Genomic DNA, 21042 nt, shown 5'->3' on the forward strand with positions numbered 1-21042 from the left:
AACACTATATGAAAACGATTTTCACCGTGGGAGCTGTTGTTCTGGCAACCTGCTTGCTCAGTGGCTGCGTCAATGAGCAAAAGATCAATCAGCTGGCGAGCAATGTGCAAACATTAAATGCCAAAATCGCCCGGCTTGAGCAGGATATGAAAGCATTACGCCCACAAATCTATGCTGCCAAATCCGACGCTAACAGAGCCAATACGCGTCTTGATGCACAGGACTATTTCGACTGCCTGCGCTGCTTGCGTATGTACGCAGAATGATAAAAAAATCCCCGGCAGCATTCTGTTACCGGGGATATTTTTTAACGTCCAACCGCCGCTTTAGGGCGTTTCTTCGCACCAGCATTCTGCAGGCGAGATTGCGTAGACGACGCTTTTTTTGCCGTAGCAGGCGTCTGACGCTGGGTCGCCATCGGCGTATGTTTAGTCAACGCCGGACGGGTATTGCGGTTCTGACGGCGAGCTTCACGCATCTCTTCAATGGTTGGCGCAGGCACTAAGCAATCGCGACGGCTGCCAATCAGATGCTTTTTGCCCATCGCTTCCAGCGCCTGGCGGATTAACGGCCAGTTTGCCGGATCGTGGTAACGCAACAACGCTTTATGCAGGCGACGCTGCTTGTCGCCCTTCGGTACGAAGACGTCTTCACTCTTATAACCAATCTTCGCCAGCGGGTTTTTGCCGGTGTAATACATGGTGGTCGAGTTAGCCAGCGGCGACGGATAGAAGTTCTGCACCTGGTCGAGGCGGAAGCGATGCTTTTTCAGCCATAGCGCCAGATTCACCATATCTTCATCACGCGTACCCGGGTGCGCGGAGATGAAATACGGGATCAGATACTGTTCTTTACCTGCCTGTTTCGAGTAAGTATCGAACAGCTCTTTAAAGCGGTCATAGCTGCCCATGCCCGGCTTCATCATCTTCGATAACGGCCCTTCTTCGGTATGTTCCGGGGCAATCTTCAGATAACCGCCAACGTGATGGGTCGCCAGCTCTTTGATATAGCGCGGATCTTCTACGGCGATGTCATAACGCACACCAGAGGCAATCAGGATCTTTTTAATGCCTTTCAGATCGCGCGCACGGCGATAGAGGTTAATCGTCGGTTCGTGGTTAGTGTCCATATGCGGACAAATATCCGGATAAACGCACGACAAACGACGGCAGGTTTGCTCAGCGCGTGGCGATTTGCAACGCAACATATACATGTTGGCAGTAGGCCCACCGAGATCGGAAATCACACCCGTAAAACCTGGAACAGTGTCGCGGATCGCTTCGATCTCATTAATAATCGAATCTTCGGAACGGCTCTGAATAATGCGCCCTTCGTGCTCGGTAATAGAACAGAAAGAGCAGCCGCCAAAGCAGCCACGCATAATGTTGACCGAGAAACGAATCATTTCGTAAGCCGGAATTCGGGCATTACCGTAAGCCGGATGCGGCACGCGCTTGTACGGCAGCGCAAAGACGCTATCCATCTCTTCGGTAGAAAGCGGAATAGCAGGCGGGTTGATCCATACATAGCGGTCGCCATGTTTTTGCATCAATGCGCGGGCGCAGCCTGGGTTAGTTTCGTGGTGAAGAATGCGCGAAGCATGGGCGTACAGCACTTTATCGCCCTTCACTTTCTCGAAAGAAGGCAGCAACACGTAGGTTTTTTCCCACGGTTTCGGGCGTGGTGGCTGCACGGTTACAGCTTTGGCTTCCTGCTTTTTCGGAGCTACCGGTTTGTTATCCGCGCACGGCAAATCTTCGCCATACGGATGCGGGATTGGGTCGATTTTCCCTGGGGTATCAAGACGGGTGGAATCCACACCGCTCCAGCCTGGCAACGCCTCTTTTACGATAATCGCGGTATTACGCACATCGCGGATTTCACTAATCGGCTCGCCCATCGCCAGACGGTGCGCCACTTCCACCAGCGGACGCTCACCGTTACCAAACATCAGCATGTCGGCTTTCGAATCCACCAGCACAGAACGGCGCACGGTATCGGACCAGTAATCATAATGCGCGGTACGGCGCAGGCTGGCCTCAATACCGCCGAGGATCACCGGCACATCTTTCCACGCCTCTTTACAACGTTGGGTATAAACCAGTGTGGCGCGATCCGGACGCTTACCCGCGACATTATCTGGCGTGTAGGCATCGTCATGACGTAAACGGCGATCGGCGGTATAGCGGTTGATCATCGAGTCCATGTTGCCAGCAGTAACACCGAAAAACAGATTCGGTTTACCCAGACGCATAAAGTCGTCTTTACTGCTCCAGTCTGGCTGGGCGATGATCCCGACACGAAAGCCCTGCGCTTCCAGCATACGACCGCAAATCGCCATCCCGAAGCTTGGGTGATCGACATACGCGTCGCCAGTAACCAAAATGATGTCGCAGCTATCCCAGCCAAGTTGATCCATCTCTTCACGTGACATCGGCAAAAACGGTGCCGGTCCAAAACAGGCGGCCCAGTACTGCGGCCAGGAGAACAGGTCGCGATCCGGTTGGATCAGGGAGATAGAGCTCATTTTGCTTCCAGAAATGGTAAAAAAATAATCAAAGGCCGGGGATTATACGCTGTATCACGCGCGGAAATGAAGTGATGTTGATGAACGGTGGCGAAATACCCTGGTGAGGTTTTTCACTGCCCAACTTGGGCAAGCACATTTAAGGCTGGCGGTATCGTGGCAACTGCCGCTACTATTTATGCCGATCAGCAACGTTCAAATCATATGGCACGACGATCGGCTATCCGAGGACACCCACAGTAAGGCAAGGTATGGAACAGGTTATTACAAAGCGCCGCTATTACGATATTGGTCTACAGATTGAAGAGCTGCTGTATTCAGGCGTATTTAAGGCCGGAGAACGCTTACCTTCAGAACGTGAACTGAGCGAGCGGTTTAATACCAGCCGAACTACCATTCGTGAAGCCATCATTATGCTGGAACTGAAAGGCGTATTGAATGTGAAGCAAGGGTCAGGGATTTTCTTTGTCGACTCCACCGATAAGCTCAACCAGAAATCATTAATGCCCTATTCAGAAATTGGCCCGTTTGAACTGTTGCAGGCGCGTCAGGTGATTGAGAGCAATATTACTGGTTTTGCAGCCAGCCAGATCAGCTTTAACGAGTTACAAGAGTTAAAGAAAATCATTAGTTTGCAGGAAAACGCTATCGCTGCGGAAAGTGATAGATTTGAAGACCTGGATCATCGTTTTCATAGCATTATTGCCGAAGCGACGCAAAATCGGGTACTCATCAAACAAGCTGCTGAATTATGGCGGGCAGTTCGTACAGAAAACCCCCGCTGGAAGAAACTTAACTACAAGTACCTGCATGAAAAGCATTTGCGTCTGCAATGGCTGGAAGATCACCGGGCTATTTTCCTGGCTCTGCAACAGAAAGATTCAGAGCTCGCCAGGGAAGCGTCCTGGAGACATCTGGAAAACAGCAAAAATGAACTGATCAAAATCTTCAAACAAGACGCTTCCATCAGCGATTTTGATGACTTTTTCTTCGCTCGTTAACCTTCATTAGTCCAGAGCTGGCGGAAAAAATAACGCCGGCTCTGCCTTCCGCCCTCCACTGGTACACGCTCTCTTTTCAATTGGTCTAATAAATCGATTATCATCAGATATCTTAGATTAGCGGCAATTATCCCAAAAACTGACCTCTAAAAAACTTTCCTTTCATTTTATTCATATAACTCATTGATACAGATATAAATAACGCCTTGTTGTTCTGTTTCGTACTTTTGCCTTTCTCTGCAAGCGTGATGCATCTCTCTGTTTTTGGTCTAGTGAATTATGTAAATTGGTCTATACACACCAGCTACCAGGAGTAAGAGCATAATGTCAGGGAACGAAAGTATCGCTGTCGCCCACTATGATCAGGTAACCACCTGGCCTCGGGACGAGTTACAGGCAGATATTGTCCATATTGGTTTTGGCGCTTTTCATCGCGGACACCAGGCTGTCTACACGGATCTCACTAATCAACTTTCGGACACCCGCTGGGGGATCTTTGAGATCAACCTGTTTGGTGATGCTCAACTGATCGAAAACTTAAATGCGCAAAATGGGCTGTTTTCGGTTGTGGAAACATCTGCATCGCAATCTACCTCACGCCTTGTGCGTTCGGTGGCTGGCGGTATTCATACCCCCAGAGATGGCATTGCCGCAGCAATCCATAAACTGGCTGAACCTCAGGTAAAAATCGTTTCATTAACTATCACCGAGAAAGGCTATTGTCTCGATCCGCAAACGCGATCACTTGATCTCACCAATGGATTAATCAACCACGATCTACAAAATCCGGATGCGCCTCAGTCGGCTATTGGCGTGATCGTCTGTGCTTTGCAACAACGTAAAGCGGCAGGACTCGCCGCTTTTAGTGTGCTCTCCTGTGACAACTTGCCAGACAATGGGCATCTGACGCGCAATGCCGTTCTCGGTTTTGCCCGACAACTGGACCAGCCCCTGGCTCAGTGGATCGAAGAAAATGTCTCATTTCCAGGCACGATGGTCGATCGCATTGTTCCGGCAATGACTGAATCGCAATTCGCCTTACTGGAAACTAAAACCGGTTATGCCGATCCCTGCGGGATCGTCTGCGAATCATTTCGTCAGTGGGTGATCGAAGATAATTTTGTGCGCGGACGACCGGAATGGGATAAAGCCGGCGCGATGTTTGTCAGCAATGTTCAGCCTTATGAAGAGATGAAGTTACGCATGTTAAATGGTAGCCATTCATTTCTGGCTTATAACGGCTCACTGGCTGGCTATGAGTTTATCTGGCAATGCATGGAAGACGCTAATTTTCGTTCCATTACCCACCAACTGATGATTAATGAACAAGCCCGAACACTTAATCCAGACTTAAATATCAACATCCAGGAATACGCCGACCTGTTAATTGAACGCTTTAGCAACCGTAACGTTGCACACCGTACCGGGCAAATAGCCATGGACGGTTCACAAAAGCTTCCCCAGCGTGCACTGACGCCCTGGCTGAAATTGCATCAGCAAAAACAAAACAATGCTGTTCTGTCACTGCTCGTTGCTGGTTGGTTGCATTATGTCATTGATGCTGTTGAGAAAAGCCAGTCTGTCGCTGATCCAATGAATGACCAATTTCAGACGCTAATAAAGGAACAACAAGACGCATGGCAACAGGCGCTCGCATTACTGCACCTTAGCGCCATATTTGGTGATTTAAGCAACCATCAGCCATTTATAAATGAAATAAAAATCGCCTTTGCGAATATAAAAAACAAAGGCATCAAGGCCACCATCAGCCAATTATTATCGGATGAGCAGAAATGAAAACATTAATTTGCCAGCAGCCTGGCGTTATGGAATATGTGGAAAAGGATATTCCCACACCAGCAGATAATGAAGTGCTGTTAAAAATCAAAGCTGTGGGTATTTGTGGTACTGATATTCACGCTTTTGCCGGCAGACAGCCTTTTTTTAGCTACCCACGTGTATTAGGTCATGAAATATGCGCCGAAGCGGTTTCGCGAGGCAGCCAGTGCCAAACAGCACAATCAGGCCAGCGCTATTCCGTCATCCCATGCATTCCGTGTGGCGAGTGCGCAGCCTGTCGGGAAGAGAAAACGAACTGCTGCGAACGTGTTTCGCTGTATGGCGTGCATCAGGATGGGGGTTTTAGTGAGTATCTTGCGGTACGTGAAGACAACCTTGTGCCTCTCCCTGACGAGGTCAGCGACAGTGCCGGAGCATTGGTTGAATGTTTCGCCATTGGTGCACATGCCGTTCGTCGGGCAGAGATCAAGGCTGAACAAAACGTACTGGTGGTTGGCGCTGGGCCAATCGGTCTGGCTACCGCAGCCATCGCCAGGGCTAAAGGGGCACATGTTGTTGTTGCTGATATTGACTGTCAACGTCGCCAGCACGTTGTGGATCATCTGGCGATTAATGCCTTCAATCCCACACAGGAAGATTTTATTGCCGCGCTTCGTGAGGCCTTTGGAGGCGAACTGGCTTGCGTAGTACTGGATGCGACGGGAAATAAAGCTTCAATGAGTCATGATGTAAATCTTATTCGTCATGGCGGCAAAATTGTTTTCATCGGTTTGTACATTGGTGAACTTGTTATTGACGATCCGACCTTCCATAAAAAAGAGACAACGTTACTCAGCAGCCGCAATGCCACACAGGAAGATTTTGCGTTGGTGATTGAACTGATGCGCAGCAATAAAATTCACGAAAATTTAATGAAAAACCAGGCGTTCGATTTCTTTAGTGTTGGCGAAGATTACCAGCGTAACGTTGTAGAAAATAAAAATATGGTCAAAGGTGTGATCACTTTTTAAGGGAACAAATATGACAACTGTTTATGTCAGTGAAGAAAATTTAAAATCACTGGTGCACCACAAATTACATACCGCCGGGCTGGATACCGACACCACACAACAGGTGACAGATGTTTTAGTACATGCCGATATTACCGGTGTGCATTCACATGGTGTTATGCGTGTCGAACATTATTGCACCCGCCTTGCTGCCGGAGGGTTAAATAAAGCCCCGCAGTTTAGCATTGAGCAAATTTCACCGTCAGTGGCCATTCTCGACTCTGACGACGGAATGGGGCATTCCGCATTAATTAGCGCCACTGAGCACGCTATTAAACTGGCCCAGCAAGAGGGTCTCGGTTTTGTTAGCGTTAAAAACACGTCTCACTGTGGTGCGTTATCTTATTTTGCGGAGATGATCACCAACAAAGGGTTGGTTGCTATCGTAATGACGCAAACCGATACCTGTGTGGCTCCCCATGGCGGCGCCGAGCGCTTTTTGGGAACTAACCCCATCGCCTTTGGTTTCCCGGTGGAAAACAGCCATCCGATGATTGTTGATATGGCGACCAGTGCCACGGCTTTCGGCAAAATACTTCATGCAAAGGAAACCGGAAAACATATTGGTGAAGGGCTGGCGATAGATAAAAACGGTTATGGCACCACTGATCCGTATAAGATTGAAAACCTGCTACCTTTCGGCCAACACAAAGGTTCAGGCATTGCACTGGCTATTGATGCACTGACTGGCGTGCTGATGAATGCGAATTTTGGCAACCATATTGTTCGCATGTATGGTGATTATGACAAGATGCGTAAGCTGGCAAGTTTGGTTATTGCCATCGATCCGAAAAAGCTCGGCAATCCTGTTTTTGCAAAAACTATGGCGAAAATGGTCACGGAGCTGCATGCCGTTAAACCGGCTCCTGGTGTCGAAAAAGTGTTAGCGCCGAACGATCCGCAAATGCACTACAAAGAAAAATGCCAACAGGAAGGTATTCCGGTTCCGGCAGGAATATTCCATTATCTGGCAGAGAATTAATCACTATTTTTTATTATAACGATAGAAAAGCGCTGTATTTATCGTTTCTGTTATATTAACCAGGAGCAGGATATGAAAGCACTTCGTCCTCTGACGGCATCGCTTATGCTGTTAACCAGTTGTTTATTAATATCTAATACCACACTGGCAAAAACAACATTAAAACTGAGTCATAATCAGGATAAAAGCCATGCTGTCCATAAAGCATTAAGCTATTTAGCGGATAAAACCAAAGAGTATTCTAATGGTGAATTAGTTATTCGCATTTACCCAAATGCGACATTAGGTAATGAGCGTGAATCACTGGAATTAATGAACTCCGGTGCATTACAGATGGTTAAGGTTAATGCCGCATCACTAGAATCATTTGCTCCGGATTACAGCCTTTTCAGTCTGCCGTTCTTATTCCGCGACCGTGATCACTATTATCGTGTTCTGCAAAGTGATTTAGGTAAAAAAATACTTAATTCATCAGAAAGCAAAGGTTTTGTTGGTATTACGTACTATGACGGCGGTGCGAGAAGTTTTTATTCCAATAAACCGATTACAAAACCTGAAGATTTAGCGGGAATGAAAATCAGGGTTCAACAAAGCCCCAGCGCCATTGCAATGATGAAAGCACTCGGTGGTGTCGCTACCCCGATGGCGCAAGGCGAACTCTACACCGCACTTCAGCAAGGAGTGGTTGATGGCGGAGAGAACAATACCGTTGTCTATGCCGATATGCGTCACGCCGAAGTCGCAAAAGTCTATTCACGTGATGAACACACCATGGTACCTGATGTGTTAATTATCAGCACCGACGTGTTGAATAAACTTGGTGATAAAGAGCGCACGGCATTATTAAAAGCAGCCGATGAGTCAATGATGCAGATGAAGGACGTCATTTGGCCTGCGGCTGAAAAAGAAGCCTACGACAAAATGAAAGGGATGAACGCAACAGTTGTTGATGTTGATAAATCCGCTTTCAAAGAACGCGTCAAACCGTTATACGATGAATTCAAGGCGAAAGATGCACAATCAGCCAAAAACCTTGAGCTAGTAGAAAGTATGTAACCCTAATGGGCAGGTAATTCCTGCCTTTTCATGGAAGACTTATGTGAACACTCACTCATATTCTTAATAAGATCCTTGCCGGATGTTGCTGCATTATTCTCGCCATTATGGTGTTCTGCGTAACCTGGCAAGTTATTGCACGTTTTATTTTTAACGCTCCCAGCACTGTGCTTGATGAGTTCACCCAGATTTTATTTATGTGGATGATTTTACTTGGCGGTGTATATACTGCGGGGTTAAAAAAACATCTGGCCATTGATTTGTTGGCTCAAAAACTTCCGGCTGCATCTGTTCTGACGCTTGACAGTTTTATCCAAATTATTATTACGGTCTTTGCGGTTATTTTCATGATCTATGGCGGGAATATTGTTGTTGAAAAAGCACAACATGTTGGACAAATCTCTCCAGTATTAAAATGGCCAATGGATAAAGTATATTGGGTTATGCCTGTCAGTGGGCTTATTCTGGTCTGGTATTCAGTAATGAATATTATTGACAACTATCGTAAACGGAATTTTCATTAACGAGGGAAATATGGACTTTGAATATATCTACCCCGTCTTAATTTTATTTGGCAGTTTTGCCGTCATGCTGGCAATAGGTGTGCCAATTACTTTTGCGATTGGTCTTTCTTCGCTGTTATCTATTATTACTGCCTTACCACCCGATGCCGCCATTTCTGTTATTTCACAAAAAATGACTGTAGGGCTGGATGGCTTTACGCTATTAGCCATTCCCTTCTTCGTGTTAGCCGGAAACATTATGAATACCGGTGGTATAGCCAGACGACTGGTTAACCTGGCGCAAGCATTAGTTGGGCGTCTTCCTGGCTCACTGGCTCATTGTAATATCCTCGCGAATACACTGTTTGGTGCGATTTCAGGTTCAGCCGTTGCGTCAGCCGCAGCGGTAGGTGGGATTATGTCACCACTGCAAGAAAAAGAGGGATATGATCCGGCGTTTTCAGCAGCGGTTAATATTGCCTCTGCACCCATTGGCCTGATGATCCCACCGAGCAATGTGTTGATTGTTTATTCCCTCGCCAGTGGCGGGACTTCTGTCGCTGCGTTGTTCTTAGCTGGATATCTGCCGGGCATCCTCACCGCTGTTGCCTTAATGTTTGTAGCTGCACTTTATGCCCGACGTCACCATTACCCAGTGGCCGAACGCATCAATTTTCGTCAGTTTTTACAAGTATTCCGCGAATCAATTCCTAGCCTGATGCTTATTTTTATCATTATTGGCGGTATTATCGCCGGGGTATTTACGCCTACAGAAGCATCGGCAATTGCGGTAATTTATAGTTTAGCCCTGGCGATGATTTACCGGGAAATCACTCTTAAGAAGCTCAATGATATTCTGTTAGATTCGGTAGTAACCAGTTCAATTGTTCTGTTACTGGTAGGCTGCTCGATGGGGATGTCATGGGCCATGACGAATGCTGATGTTCCTGAGTTGATCAACGAACTGATTACCCGCGTTTCGGATAACAAATGGGTCATTCTATTTATTATTAATATCATTCTGTTGATCGTCGGTACCTTTATGGATATCACGCCGGCGATCCTGATATTTACACCTATTTTCCTGCCGATCGCCCAGCATCTGGGGATTGATCCGATTCACTTCGGCATCATTATGGTTTTCAACTTAACCATTGGCCTTTGCACACCACCTGTCGGCACCATTCTGTTTGTGGGGTGCAGCATTGGTAAGGTCAGTATCGACAGGGCAATAAAACCATTACTGCCGATGTTTCTGGCATTGTTTGTAGTAATGGCAATTATTTGTTATTTCCCGCAGCTTAGTCTGATGTTGCCAGGATTATTTTCGACCTGATACACAATGAAGACTGCATACTGAGTAATTTTCAATGCCCCACCACTCTGTGGGGCATTGAATTGGTCCATTACGGTACCGGATTGACCAACAGTTGCCCAATCGAGCCACGGTCCGCCATTTCCAGCGTCTGACTGTTGAAGTAGAACGGGAAGTGCGCCCAGGAAGGCTGACCGAAATAAACAAGCAGCTCCACTTGCCCGTCAACCCAAACGGTATCTTTCCAGCCTCTGTCTTCCGGGAACGGCATCGCGCCATTCACGTTACGGATCTGGAACATCACGCCTTCAATATGGAACGCTTGCGGCTCGTCCGCGCGTACCGTCCAGCGTTCCCACGTTCCTTGCTGCGCGGTGACATCAATACGGTTGACGTCCCACAGTTGTCCATTAATCCCCGGGTCATCACCCAGACTAATATCGCGACTGCGAATCGGCGAACCGGCCATGATTTCAGTTGGCAGCAAACGCATCGGAAGACTGTCTGTGACCAGCGGCAGAAGGCCGGTTGGGCGCAGCGTTAGCACCAGCGTAGAAACCAGAATGCTGGATGGCTCAAAGAAGCCACGAATACGATCAACAATGCTCGCCGCTTCGCCACAGGTAATCGACACTTCATCACCGTTGCTCATATCCACCAGAATCTCACGACGCTCGCCCGGTGCCAGCGAAAGTTGCTTCACCGATACAGGAGCGGGCAGGAATCCCTGATCGCCAGAAATCACATGTAACGGGCGACCATCGCTCATCTGTAGTTGATAGCGACGAGAGTTCGACGCGTTCAACAGACGCAAGCGCACCCAGCCACGCGAGACTTCAACGTACGGGCTTTGTACACCGTTAACCAGTAGCGTATCGCCAACAAAGCCGCCGCTTCCCGGTTCGTTATATTCTGGCGTACCAAAGTTATCCAGCCGTTTATCCTGAATAATGACAGGAAAATCATCCACACCATAATGGTTGGGGATAGGCAGCGATTTACTGACTTCATCTTCCACCAGCCACATTCCGGCAAGGCCGTTATAAACCTGCTGAGCCGTGCGGTTGGGAGTATTGGCGTGATACCACAGAGTAGCTGCGTTCTGGCGAATGGGCAGTACGGGTGCCCAGTCAGCATTTGGCGACATCATCCGTGCCGGACCGCCCATCAGCGGGCCAGGTACCTGTAGCCCGGCCACCGTCATTGAGACATTTTCTGTCAGGCGGTTGCTGTAAATAAGCTTAACATCGTCGCCCTTCCAGACGCGGATAGTCGGCCCCAGGTAACGACCATTGATTCCCCAAACCGACGCGCGTGTCCCTGGCGTAAATGACCAGTGCGCACGTTGTACAGTCATAAACAGCGGTTGCCCACGGCGAGATTCAAGCAGCGGCGGAACGGGTAGCGGTTGCTGTTGCCCGGCTGCGCTGGCCTTCAGGGGAACAGCGCCTGCACAAAGTGCAATCCCCGATGCCTGAATGAACTGACGCCGACTGAGTGACATATTTGCTCCATGTAAAACTGGCTAAAGTAATACCGTGCAGGAAAGTGTTCCCCGCAAAAATACAGATTGCCGACTTAAACTTTTCCGGCGGCTTCGCGTTCTGCGACTTCTTTATCGAGCTCGGCGATTTTTTGTTCCATTATCGAACGACAATGGGCAGCCAACTCGCGAACCTGATCTTTGCCATACTGACTGACGTCAATTGGCGGCAGCATTTCGACAATCACCAGACCGTTGTGTAGCCGATTAAGATTAATCTTATTCGAAGTTGTAGAGACGCACACGGGTATAATCGGGACGCCCGCCGCAATTGCCGCGTGAAATGCCCCGGTCTTGAACGGCAGCAGGCCGCGACCACGGCTGCGGGTTCCTTCCGGGAACATCCAGATGGAAATACGGCGTTTTTTGAAGTGATTCACTACTTCCGCAATAGTGCCGTGAGCTTTAGTGCGATTGTTTCTGTCGATCAATAAGTTGCCGGTTAACCAGTACAACTGCCCGAAGAAGGGGATCCACAGCAAGCTCTTTTTACCTACCGTCACTGTCGGCGGCTGCACAATGTTCGATGCCGTCACCATGTCATAATTGTTCTGGTGGTTAGCAATATAGATAGCATTGCCGTAGCTTTCAGCGTCTGCAGGTTTGCGGCACTCCACTTTCAGGCCGAAAAGCGGCGCAAGACGGCCAAACATATGCCCAAAGGTGGCCACATGTTTCGGGTTACGCGGGCTGAAAAGGCAGTAAATGGAGCCGAATACACAGACTAAGATGCTGTAAATCACGGTAATAATAAGACGAAAGATATATAGCATAACACCCTCTGAAGGTCTGAGAGACTGGCATTGTACGTCACCTGAAAATCAGGTTAGGGCATTGTTAAAAGCCGCTCTCTGGAAAAGCGTATTGTTAATCGCAACGCATGAATAAACAACGGTTTCAAGGGAATTTTTATCGTTTCCGGGGATTGAATACGCTGCCGGATGACGACTTAACGTTTCATCCGGCGTTCCTTGCAAGCGGGAGGAAACAGCGCCCTCCCCGGCATATTACTCTTCGCTATCACCGCTGCTGGCACGGCGAGGAGAGTCGATCTCAACACGATCGATACGCTGCAAACCGCGCATCAACGTACCGCGGCGTCCACGTTCGCCAGCGACTTTCTGTAGCTCTTCCGGACGCAGTTTAATTTTGCGTTTCCCAACATGAATGGTCAGCGTGCTTTGCGGCGGCAGAACGTACAGTTGCGCCAGGCCATCCTCGCCACGCGCGGCTTCTGCCGATGGAATGTTGATAATCTTGTTGCCTTTGCCCTTCGACAGCTGCGGCAGATCGCTTACCGGGAACATCAACATACGGCCTGCCTGAGTGATTGCCAGCAGCATATCGGAAGCATCTTCAATCACCACCGGCGGCATAACATGGGCATTTTCCGGTAAGGTGATCAAAGCTTTACCTGCACGGTTACGCGCCACCAGATCGTTAAAGGTGCAGACGAAACCGTAACCCGCATCGGAAGCCATCAGCAGTTTCTGATCGTCGCTTTCCATCAGCATATGGTCAACGGTCGCTCCAGGCGGCAACGTTAATTTGCCGGTGAGCGGCTCGCCCTGACCACGCGCCGACGGCAGCGTAATCGGGTCGATGGCATAGCTACGACCGGTGGAATCAACAAACACTACCGGTTGGTTGCTCTTACCTTTCACCGCCGCTTTGAAGCTATCGCCCGCTTTATAATTCAGGCCCGGCGCGTCGATATCATGGCCTTTAGCGCTGCGTACCCAGCCCATCTGCGACAGCACAATGGTGACAGGTTCAGACGGCAGCATGTCGTGCTCGCTCATCGCTTTCGCTTCTTCGCGTTCCTGCAACGGCGAACGACGTTCGTCACCGTAGGCTTGCGCGTCTGCCTGCAGTTCTTTCTTCAGCAGGTTATTCATTTTACGCTCGGAAGCCAAAATGCCCTGCAACTGGTCACGCTCTTTTTCCAGCTCACTCTGCTCACCGCGAATCTTCATCTCTTCCAGTTTGGCAAGATGACGCAGTTTCAGTTCGAGGATCGCTTCCGCCTGGGTTTCCGTAAGGCCAAACCGCGACATCAGCGCCGGTTTCGGTTCATCTTCATTACGAATGATCTCAATCACTTCGTCGATATTGAGAAACGCCACCAGCAAACCTTCGAGGATATGCAGGCGCTTGAGGACTTTCTCCAGACGATAGTTCAGTCGGCGGCGCACGGTATCGCGGCGGAACACCAGCCATTCGGAGAGGATTTCCAGCAGGTTTTTCACCGCCGGACGACCATCCAGACCGATCATATTGAGGTTAATGCGATAGCTCTTTTCCAGATCGGTGGTAGCAAAGAGGTGGTTCATCACCTGATCCATATCCACGCGGTTGGAACGCGGCACAATCACCAGACGGGTCGGGTTCTCGTGGTCAGATTCATCGCGCAGATCGTCAACCATCGGCAGCTTTTTGTTGCGCATTTGCGCAGCAATTTGCTCCAGTACGCGCGCACCTGAAACCTGATGCGGCAATGCGCTGATAACCACCGCGCCATCTTCTTTCTTCCACACCGCGCGCATACGCACTGAACCACGTCCGTTCTCGTAGATTTTACGAATCTCGGCGCGCGAAGTGATAATTTCCGCTTCAGTCGGATAATCCGGCCCCTGCACGATATCCAGCAGCTGATCGAGCGTGGTTTTCGGCTGGTCGATTAATGCGATTGCCGCCTGAGCCACTTCACGCAGGTTATGCGGTGGAATATCGGTCGCCATGCCGACGGCAATACCGGTGGTGCCGTTAAGCAAAATGTTTGGCAGACGGGCAGGCAGCATTTTCGGCTCCTGCAAAGTGCCGTCGAAGTTTGGCACCCAGTCAGCCGTCCCCTGCCCCAGCTCGCTCAATAGCAGCTCGGAATATTTCGACAACCGGGATTCGGTGTAACGCATTGCCGCGAACGATTTCGGATCGTCCGGCGCACCCCAGTTCCCCTGACCATCAACCAGCGGATAACGGTAAGAGAACGGCTGCGCCATCAGGACCATCGCTTCATAACAGGCACTATCGCCGTGCGGATGGTATTTACCCAGTACGTCACCGACGGTACGGGCCGATTTTTTAAATTTGGCGCTGGCATTCAGGCCCAGCTCAGACATCGCATACACAATGCGGCGCTGAACAGGTTTCAGACCATCACCAATAAACGGCAACGCACGGTCCATGATCACGTACATGGAGTAGTTTAAGTAGGCGTTTTCCGTAAATTCATGTAGCGCAAGGCGCTCTGCCATATCGCTCATTAATTCTGATTCCTCAACTTATTCGCCAGCCTTCAAAGGGGCAATATTGCCGGAGATACTACATTATCTGCCGCGTCGAGTCACAGGAGATCAGCGTGAATAGCGCCGCCGGACGTGCTCCGACGGCGATAAAGGCATCAATGTGCCTTGATATACAACTCTTTGCTGTAGACATAATCCTGGGGATTATGCAGCGGAAAACCGCCAACGTAGGGTTTAAGTAGTTTGATTAACGGCTGATAGTAGATAGGAATCAGCGGTGCCTGCTGGTTGATGATCACTTCTGCCTGCTGATACAACGCATTACGCTTTGTTGCATCAGTGATCTGCGTGGCCTGGTTTAGTAAGGCGTCATACTGCGCATTTTTCCAGTGACCGACGTTTTCTTCACTATCGCTTTTGAGCGTGTTCAGGAAGCTGGAGGCATCATTGTACGTCGCATCCCACGACTGCCGAGACAGCATAAAATCACCGGCTCGTCGGGCATCAAGATAGGTTTTCCACTCCATTGTGCGCAGCGTCACCTGTGCACCCAGCCATTTTTTCCATTCGGAAGACAACGCTATCGCGGTCTTTTCATGCAGATCGTACTTGTTGTAGAACAGCTCAAAGCGTAGCGGATGAGAGGCGTCGTATCCCGCCTGTTTCAGCAAGACTTTTGCCATCGCGACACGCTCACTCATTGGCTTTTGCAGTTCATCGAACGTCGTCGCGCTAAAGCCTTTTACCTCTGGCGGCGTCAGCGTGGTTGCGGGCGTTCTCAACCCCAGTACCTTTTGCGCAATAAGCTGTCGATCAACCGTAAGATATAGCGCCCGACGCACCCGCACATCGTTAAATGGCGGTTTCTCAAGGTTAAAGTTGTAATATTCGCTGTTCAGACGCGGGATAATTCGTAGATCGCCAGGCTGTGATTTTTCAATGGCGGGAATTTGCTGCGCCGGAACCCAGGTGAGATCGACCTCTCCCGCGCGATAGCGGTTATAGCCGGTGACCGAATTATCCAGCGCCAGATACTCAACCTGTTGCAATACTGTATGTTGCGCATCGCGGTACTTTGGATTTTTGCGTGCAGTAATCTTTTCGTTAACTACCCATTTATCAAGCACAAAGGCACCGTTGTAAACCATGTTCTCTGGCTTACTCCAGCTATCGCCATGTTTAGCGATGACATGATGAGGAACCGGGAACAGCGTCGGCCAGGCGAGCATCGTCGTGAACCAAGGAACTGGCTGCTCAAGCGTAACTTCAAGAGTACGATCATCCGTCGCTTTGACACCCAGCGATGTAACATCTGCTTTACCCGCAACAATAGCCGCGGCATTGTTAATGTGCGCCTGTGCCAGATAGTCAGCAAAAGGGCTTGCCGTTTTCGGGTCAACCGCGCGCTGCCAGCCGAGGACAAAATCCTCTGCCGTCAGAGGCTGACCGTCTGACCACTGCAAACCGCTACGCAGATGGAAAATATAGCGCTTGCCGTCGTCAAGTATCTCCCAGCGTTCAGCCTGAGCGGGCTGCACCTGGCCTTCACCGTCCATCCATACCAGACCTTCAAACAGATCCAGCACAATCTGCGCGGCAGTATTCTCCTCTACCTTTTGCGGGTCGAGCGTGCCTGGGTCGCTATGATTGTTGTAACGAAAGACTTGTTGCGGGGCGAGCGGTGTGTTGGCGGGAACGTCAGCAGCGTAGAGAGGAGCCGCACTTACCAGGCTGACCAGCCATAATAAATTTCGCGTATACATGGTATTCCTTACCGGAGAAATTATAAGCCCGACAACAATACGCCTGTGGCATTGTTTGCTCAAACTTATCGCGAGTGATTTGGCTCACACTCCGGTAAAGATTCCCCATCACGCCAACGGCACATAAATATCCGTTTCCAGTCGCCGCTCTGTCATCCCTTCGGCAAGATTGGTGTAGTGAAACAGGATCGGGGCTTTGCGCATTTTTTCGCCGCTTGCAGGTAGCCAGTGGCGAATGATGCCCCATATCGTGTGTGAAATATCGTCCAGCTCGCCAACATGGCGGGCAACAGCATAACGCCCACCGGTAAGTTCGCCATTACTCACGCCATAACGATTATCGGGGATCGGTTCACTAACGCTGCCGCAGATATCAAAGCGAAACGCTTCCGGTGCGGTGGTGGCTGGGTCGTCCCAGGCGACGCCAAAAGTCTGGCTTTGGTTAACAGGAGAAAGCCCCGTCTCTTTACGCCACATGATAAATTTCGCCACGCTGTAGTTGAGCAACTCAGGGCTACAGCGGTGCGGCAACATCGCCACAGGGATTGATGGGAAATCGATAATATTTACATCCAGTGTCAGGTTTGTCATTTTGCCTCCCTGCGAAATTATTCCCGGGAACGCGTCCCGGGAGCGGTAACAATTACGGATTTACTTTGCGGATCTGTTTGACGTCAATTTCAACAGAATTCCAGTCTTTATCGACTTCCCCCTGAATCTCAACCGTATCTTTCGGCGTCACCGTCACGCCGTTCCAGCGTTTGTGGTCGATATCAACATTGATAGTACCGCTGGCATCTTTGAACACGTAGAGATCGTCAGAGATGCGTTCAACGATATTGCCGCGTAGGGTTACCCAGGTGTCGTCACGCAGGGATTTTGCGCTTTCTACGGTCGTTACGCTGCCGTTCGGCCCCTGGAATCCTCCGGCCTGACTTTGCGTTGCCGATGGGCCAGAAAAACCTCCCTGCTCTGCTGCCATAACCGGTGCACTGCACAGGGCCATTACTGCGATTACTGCTGCGAATTTTTTCATGTTTATTACTCCCTTTAATGTCTGTTTCCGAGCATTTAACAAGATAGTCCTTAACAACTTCTTAAGGGAAAAAAATAAAATTTAATGCTGTACAGAGCGCGTTACAACACGGTTTACTGGCAGCAAATACGGTTATCGCAGGGATGAAAAAATGCGAATTTTACTGATAGAAGATGACATGCTGATTGGCGACGGCATCAAAACGGGCCTTAGTAAAATGGGTTTTAGCGTCGACTGGTTTACACAAGGTCGTCAGGGAAAAGAAGCGCTATATAGCGCGCCTTATGATGCGGTGATCCTGGATTTAACCTTACCAGGCATGGATGGTCGCGATATTTTGCGCGAATGGCGAGAAAAAGGTCAGCGTGAGCCTGTATTGATCCTGACTGCGCGCGATGCGCTGGCGGAACGTGTAGAAGGGCTGCGTCTGGGAGCTGACGATTATCTGTGTAAACCTTTTGCGTTGATAGAAGTCGCCGCCAGGCTGGAAGCTCTGATGCGCCGAACCAACGGCCAGGCCAGCAACGAGCTGCGCCACGGCAACGTCATGCTCGACCCCGGCAAACGTATCGCCACGCTGGCTGGCGAACCCTTAACGCTGAAACCAAAAGAATTTGCCCTGCTGGAATTACTGATGCGTAACGCTGGTCGGGTACTGCCGCGCAAACTGATTGAAGAGAAACTGTATACCTGGGACGAAGAGGTCACCAGTAATGCCGTTGAAGTGCATGTGCATCATCTGCGACGCAAACTCGGTAGTGATTTTATTCGTACCGTGCATGGTATTGGCTACACATTAGGTGAGAAATGAAATTTACCCAACGTCTTAGTCTGCGAGTCAGGCTGACGCTAATCTTTTTAATTCTGGCCTCGGTGACCTGGCTGCTTTCCAGCTTTGTCGCCTGGAAACAAACAACGGATAACGTCGATGAGTTGTTCGACACCCAACTGATGCTGTTTGCCAAACGGTTAAGTACGCTCGATCTCAACGAAATCAACGCGGCGGATCGCATGGCACAGACGCCAAATAAATTAAAACACGGTCATGTTGATGACGATGCGCTGACTTTTGCCATCTTTACCCACGACGGCAGAATGGTCCTTAACGATGGCGATAACGGAGAAGATATTCCCTATAGCTATCAGCGGGAAGGTTTTGCTGACGGGCAACTGGTCGGTGAAGACGATCCCTGGCGTTTTGTCTGGATGACCTCACCTGATGGCAAATATCGCATCGTTGTGGGTCAGGAATGGGAATACCGTGAAGACATGGCGCTGGCGATTGTTGCCGGACAATTGATCCCGTGGCTGGTCGCACTGCCGATTATGTTAATCATCATGATGGTACTACTGGGTCGTGAACTCGCGCCGCTGAACAAACTGGCGCTGGCACTACGTATGCGTGACCCAGACTCGGAAAAACCACTAAACGCGACGGGCGTACCCAGCGAAGTGCGCCCACTGGTTGAGTCGCTAAATCAACTGTTCGCCCGCACACATACGATGATGGTTCGTGAACGACGCTTTACCTCCGACGCAGCTCACGAACTTCGTAGCCCGTTAACGGCGCTGAAAGTGCAAACCGAAGTTGCTCAGCTCTCTGACGATGATCCGCAGGCGCGGAAAAAAGCGCTGCTCCAATTACATTCCGGGATCGATCGCGCTACTCGTCTGGTTGATCAACTGCTCACGCTATCGCGGCTGGACTCACTGGATAACCTTCAGGACATCGCGGAGATCCCGCTTGAAGATCTCCTGCAATCGTCGGTGATGGATATTTACCACACGGCGCAGCAGGCGAAAATTGACGTGCGACTGACACTCAAAGCCAACGGCATCAAACGCACCGGACAACCGCTATTGCTAAGTTTGTTGGTGCGAAATTTGCTGGATAACGCCGTGCGTTACAGTCCACAAGGTAGCGTGGTAGACGTCACGCTGAATGCCGATAATTTCATCGTGAGGGATAACGGCCCCGGTGTGACACCAGAGGCATTGGCGCGAATTGGCGAACGCTTCTATCGCCCACCCGGACAAACCGCTACCGGCAGTGGACTTGGGCTATCGATTGTCCAGCGAATCGCCAAATTGCATGACATGAATGTTGAATTTGGGAATGCGGAACAAGGTGGATTTGAGGCGAAGGTAAGCTGGTAAGGGTAAGACTTTTGCTAAATTCGCAAAAGACTTTGCACATTTTGCTAATTTCACCATACCGCTCTGTGACGTACTATAGTCGGCAAACGTCTCACCTTGAGGTTAAAAAATGAGCAACATCCTGATTATCAACGGCGCGAAAAAATTCGCCCACTCCAATGGTCAACTGAACGACACCCTGACCGAAGTCGCGGATGGCACACTTCGCGACCTCGGGCATGATGTCCGCATCGTTCGCGCCGACAGCGACTACGATGTCAAAGCGGAAGTACAAAACTTTCTCTGGGCTGATGTGGTGATCTGGCAGATGCCTGGCTGGTGGATGGGCGCGCCGTGGACAGTGAAAAAATATATTGATGATGTATTCACCGAAGGTCACGGGACTCTGTATGCCAGCGATGGTCGTACCCGCAAAGATCCATCAAAAAAATACGGTTCCGGCGGCCTGGTACAGGGCAAAAAATATATGCTTTCTCTGACCTGGAACGCACCAATGGAAGCCTTCACCGAAAAAGATCAGTTCTTCCACGGCGTTGGTGTTGACGGTGTGTACCTGCCGTTCCATAAAGCAAACCAGTTCCTTGGCATGGAACCGCTGCCGACATTTATCGCTAATGACGTGATAAAAATGCCTGATGTTCCCCGCTATACTGAAGAATATCGCAAGCATCTTGTGGAAATTTTTGGTTAACTAGAGCTCTGGCTTTAGAAGGAGTTAACCATGATTACAGTAATCGCAGAAATCCGTACTCGTCCTGGTCAACATCACCGTCAGGCAGTGTTGGATCAGTTTGCTAAAATCGTTCCAACCGTACTGAAAGAAGAAGGTTGCCACGGCTATGCGCCAATGGTGGATTGCGCTGCTGGCGTGAGTTTCCAGTCTATGGCACCGGATTCTATCGTGATGATTGAGCAGTGGGAAAGCATCGCGCATCTTGAAGCGCATCTGCAAACCCCGCACATGAAAGCATATAGCGAAGCCGTAAAAGGTGACGTGCTGGAGATGAATATTCGTATCCTGCAGCCGGGGCTTTGACATTTCTAAAAAGAGGCCGGTGCTGC

At 49.8% G+C, this 21042-nt stretch carries 19 protein-coding genes; 12 read left to right on the top strand and 7 right to left on the bottom strand.

The features are described 5' to 3' along the window. Window positions 1-8 precede the first annotated feature (8 nt). The gene (yqhH, locus tag ACJHYO_RS02140; RefSeq protein WP_085455535.1) at window positions 9-266 is read left to right on the top strand and encodes a lipoprotein YqhH; all 258 of its coding nucleotides are present in this window, start codon (window positions 9-11) and stop codon (window positions 264-266) included. 41 nt (window positions 267-307) lie between these two features. Here the strand turns inward: yqhH and ACJHYO_RS02145 are convergent, their stop codons facing one another. Next, on the bottom strand, window positions 308-2527 hold the full coding sequence (locus ACJHYO_RS02145; RefSeq protein WP_000095186.1) for a YgiQ family radical SAM protein: 2220 nt from the start codon (window positions 2525-2527) through the stop codon (window positions 308-310). 251 nt (window positions 2528-2778) lie between these two features. Here ACJHYO_RS02145 and ACJHYO_RS02150 point away from each other — a divergent pair, with 251 nt between their 5' ends. From ACJHYO_RS02150 to ACJHYO_RS02180, 7 genes are all read left to right on the top strand, one after another. After that, window positions 2779-3528: a FadR/GntR family transcriptional regulator gene (locus ACJHYO_RS02150; protein WP_000438655.1), complete on the top strand. Its 750-nt coding sequence runs from the start codon at window positions 2779-2781 to the stop codon at window positions 3526-3528. 324 nt (window positions 3529-3852) lie between these two features. Further along, a complete protein-coding gene (locus ACJHYO_RS02155; RefSeq protein ID WP_085455536.1) occupies window positions 3853-5325 on the top strand; it encodes a mannitol dehydrogenase family protein in 1473 nt (490 codons plus the stop codon). Continuing rightward, the gene (locus ACJHYO_RS02160) at window positions 5322-6338 is read left to right on the top strand and encodes a zinc-binding alcohol dehydrogenase family protein (RefSeq protein ID WP_000853929.1); all 1017 of its coding nucleotides are present in this window, start codon (window positions 5322-5324) and stop codon (window positions 6336-6338) included. Before ACJHYO_RS02155 ends, ACJHYO_RS02160 begins: the two co-directional genes overlap by 4 nt. A 10-nt stretch (window positions 6339-6348) precedes the next feature. Next, window positions 6349-7359, top strand: a complete 1011-nt coding sequence (locus tag ACJHYO_RS02165) for an Ldh family oxidoreductase (RefSeq protein WP_000214542.1) — start codon at window positions 6349-6351, stop codon at window positions 7357-7359. A 72-nt stretch (window positions 7360-7431) separates the two neighbouring features. Further along, on the top strand, window positions 7432-8415 hold the full coding sequence (locus tag ACJHYO_RS02170) for a TRAP transporter substrate-binding protein (protein WP_000645961.1): 984 nt from the start codon (window positions 7432-7434) through the stop codon (window positions 8413-8415). Window positions 8416-8474: 59 nt separating this feature from the next. Further along, window positions 8475-8939, top strand: a complete 465-nt coding sequence (locus ACJHYO_RS02175) for a TRAP transporter small permease (protein ID WP_219121305.1) — start codon at window positions 8475-8477, stop codon at window positions 8937-8939. Between the two features lie 10 nt (window positions 8940-8949). After that, window positions 8950-10254, top strand: a complete 1305-nt coding sequence (locus ACJHYO_RS02180) for a TRAP transporter large permease (protein WP_085455537.1) — start codon at window positions 8950-8952, stop codon at window positions 10252-10254. A gap of 70 nt (window positions 10255-10324) precedes the next feature. Here the strand turns inward: ACJHYO_RS02180 and ftsP are convergent, their stop codons facing one another. The 6 genes from ftsP to ygiW all read right to left on the bottom strand — a co-directional run bounded on the left by ftsP (window position 10325) and on the right by ygiW (window position 17823). After that, window positions 10325-11737 carry a cell division protein FtsP gene (ftsP, locus tag ACJHYO_RS02185; RefSeq protein ID WP_000059395.1) on the bottom strand — a complete coding sequence of 471 codons (1413 nt, stop codon included), beginning with the start codon at window positions 11735-11737 and terminating at the stop codon, window positions 10325-10327. Window positions 11738-11811: 74 nt separating this feature from the next. Further along, window positions 11812-12549, bottom strand: coding sequence for a 1-acylglycerol-3-phosphate O-acyltransferase (plsC, locus tag ACJHYO_RS02190; protein ID WP_000965712.1), 738 nt, complete (start codon window positions 12547-12549; stop codon window positions 11812-11814). Window positions 12550-12783: 234 nt separating this feature from the next. Then, entirely contained in the window at window positions 12784-15042 is a 2259-nt protein-coding gene (gene parC / locus ACJHYO_RS02195) for a DNA topoisomerase IV subunit A (RefSeq protein ID WP_001281888.1), read from the bottom strand. A 137-nt stretch (window positions 15043-15179) separates the two neighbouring features. Then, window positions 15180-16787, bottom strand: a complete 1608-nt coding sequence (locus tag ACJHYO_RS02200; protein WP_085455538.1) for an ABC transporter substrate-binding protein — start codon at window positions 16785-16787, stop codon at window positions 15180-15182. Window positions 16788-16895: 108 nt separating this feature from the next. After that, window positions 16896-17378 carry a GyrI-like domain-containing protein gene (locus tag ACJHYO_RS02205; protein ID WP_000183493.1) on the bottom strand — a complete coding sequence of 161 codons (483 nt, stop codon included), beginning with the start codon at window positions 17376-17378 and terminating at the stop codon, window positions 16896-16898. A gap of 52 nt (window positions 17379-17430) precedes the next feature. Further along, a complete protein-coding gene (ygiW, locus tag ACJHYO_RS02210) occupies window positions 17431-17823 on the bottom strand; it encodes an OB fold stress tolerance protein YgiW (protein ID WP_000712658.1) in 393 nt (130 codons plus the stop codon). 151 nt (window positions 17824-17974) lie between these two features. Here ygiW and qseB point away from each other — a divergent pair, with 151 nt between their 5' ends. The 4 genes from qseB to ACJHYO_RS02230 all read left to right on the top strand — a co-directional run bounded on the left by qseB (window position 17975) and on the right by ACJHYO_RS02230 (window position 21016). Continuing rightward, window positions 17975-18634 carry a quorum sensing response regulator transcription factor QseB gene (gene qseB, locus ACJHYO_RS02215; protein WP_001221493.1) on the top strand — a complete coding sequence of 220 codons (660 nt, stop codon included), beginning with the start codon at window positions 17975-17977 and terminating at the stop codon, window positions 18632-18634. After that, entirely contained in the window at window positions 18631-19980 is a 1350-nt protein-coding gene (gene qseC, locus ACJHYO_RS02220; RefSeq protein WP_000673386.1) for a quorum sensing histidine kinase QseC, read from the top strand. Before qseB ends, qseC begins: the two co-directional genes overlap by 4 nt. Window positions 19981-20089: 109 nt before the next feature. Then, complete coding sequence (mdaB, locus tag ACJHYO_RS02225; RefSeq protein WP_000065430.1) at window positions 20090-20671, top strand: NADPH:quinone oxidoreductase MdaB; 582 nt, start codon at window positions 20090-20092, stop codon at window positions 20669-20671. 30 nt (window positions 20672-20701) lie between these two features. Then, the gene (locus ACJHYO_RS02230) at window positions 20702-21016 is read left to right on the top strand and encodes a putative quinol monooxygenase (RefSeq protein WP_000633738.1); all 315 of its coding nucleotides are present in this window, start codon (window positions 20702-20704) and stop codon (window positions 21014-21016) included. Window positions 21017-21042: the final 26 nt, after the last annotated feature.

Source organism: Escherichia sp. WS1118 (genome assembly GCF_046487695.1).
Lineage (GTDB): Bacteria > Pseudomonadota > Gammaproteobacteria > Enterobacterales > Enterobacteriaceae > Escherichia > Escherichia coli.

Bases quoted from the DNA above. Each gene is read 5' to 3' on its own strand.
- ACJHYO_RS02230 (WP_000633738.1), top strand. From the start codon at position 20,702: ATGATTACAGTAATCGCAGAAATCCGTACTCGTCCTGGTCAACATCAC.
- ACJHYO_RS02205 (WP_000183493.1), bottom strand. From the start codon at position 17,378: ATGACAAACCTGACACTGGATGTAAATATTATCGATTTCCCATCAATC.
- qseC (WP_000673386.1), top strand. From the start codon at position 18,631: ATGAAATTTACCCAACGTCTTAGTCTGCGAGTCAGGCTGACGCTAATC.
- ACJHYO_RS02165 (WP_000214542.1), top strand. From the start codon at position 6,349: ATGACAACTGTTTATGTCAGTGAAGAAAATTTAAAATCACTGGTGCAC.
- mdaB (WP_000065430.1), top strand. From the start codon at position 20,090: ATGAGCAACATCCTGATTATCAACGGCGCGAAAAAATTCGCCCACTCC.
- ACJHYO_RS02150 (WP_000438655.1), top strand. From the start codon at position 2,779: ATGGAACAGGTTATTACAAAGCGCCGCTATTACGATATTGGTCTACAG.
- plsC (WP_000965712.1), bottom strand. From the start codon at position 12,549: ATGCTATATATCTTTCGTCTTATTATTACCGTGATTTACAGCATCTTA.
- ACJHYO_RS02170 (WP_000645961.1), top strand. From the start codon at position 7,432: ATGAAAGCACTTCGTCCTCTGACGGCATCGCTTATGCTGTTAACCAGT.
- ACJHYO_RS02155 (WP_085455536.1), top strand. From the start codon at position 3,853: ATGTCAGGGAACGAAAGTATCGCTGTCGCCCACTATGATCAGGTAACC.
- ACJHYO_RS02180 (WP_085455537.1), top strand. From the start codon at position 8,950: ATGGACTTTGAATATATCTACCCCGTCTTAATTTTATTTGGCAGTTTT.
- qseB (WP_001221493.1), top strand. From the start codon at position 17,975: ATGCGAATTTTACTGATAGAAGATGACATGCTGATTGGCGACGGCATC.
- ACJHYO_RS02200 (WP_085455538.1), bottom strand. From the start codon at position 16,787: ATGTATACGCGAAATTTATTATGGCTGGTCAGCCTGGTAAGTGCGGCT.
- parC (WP_001281888.1), bottom strand. From the start codon at position 15,042: ATGAGCGATATGGCAGAGCGCCTTGCGCTACATGAATTTACGGAAAAC.
- ygiW (WP_000712658.1), bottom strand. From the start codon at position 17,823: ATGAAAAAATTCGCAGCAGTAATCGCAGTAATGGCCCTGTGCAGTGCA.
- yqhH (WP_085455535.1), top strand. From the start codon at position 9: ATGAAAACGATTTTCACCGTGGGAGCTGTTGTTCTGGCAACCTGCTTG.
- ftsP (WP_000059395.1), bottom strand. From the start codon at position 11,737: ATGTCACTCAGTCGGCGTCAGTTCATTCAGGCATCGGGGATTGCACTT.
- ACJHYO_RS02160 (WP_000853929.1), top strand. From the start codon at position 5,322: ATGAAAACATTAATTTGCCAGCAGCCTGGCGTTATGGAATATGTGGAA.
- ACJHYO_RS02145 (WP_000095186.1), bottom strand. From the start codon at position 2,527: ATGAGCTCTATCTCCCTGATCCAACCGGATCGCGACCTGTTCTCCTGG.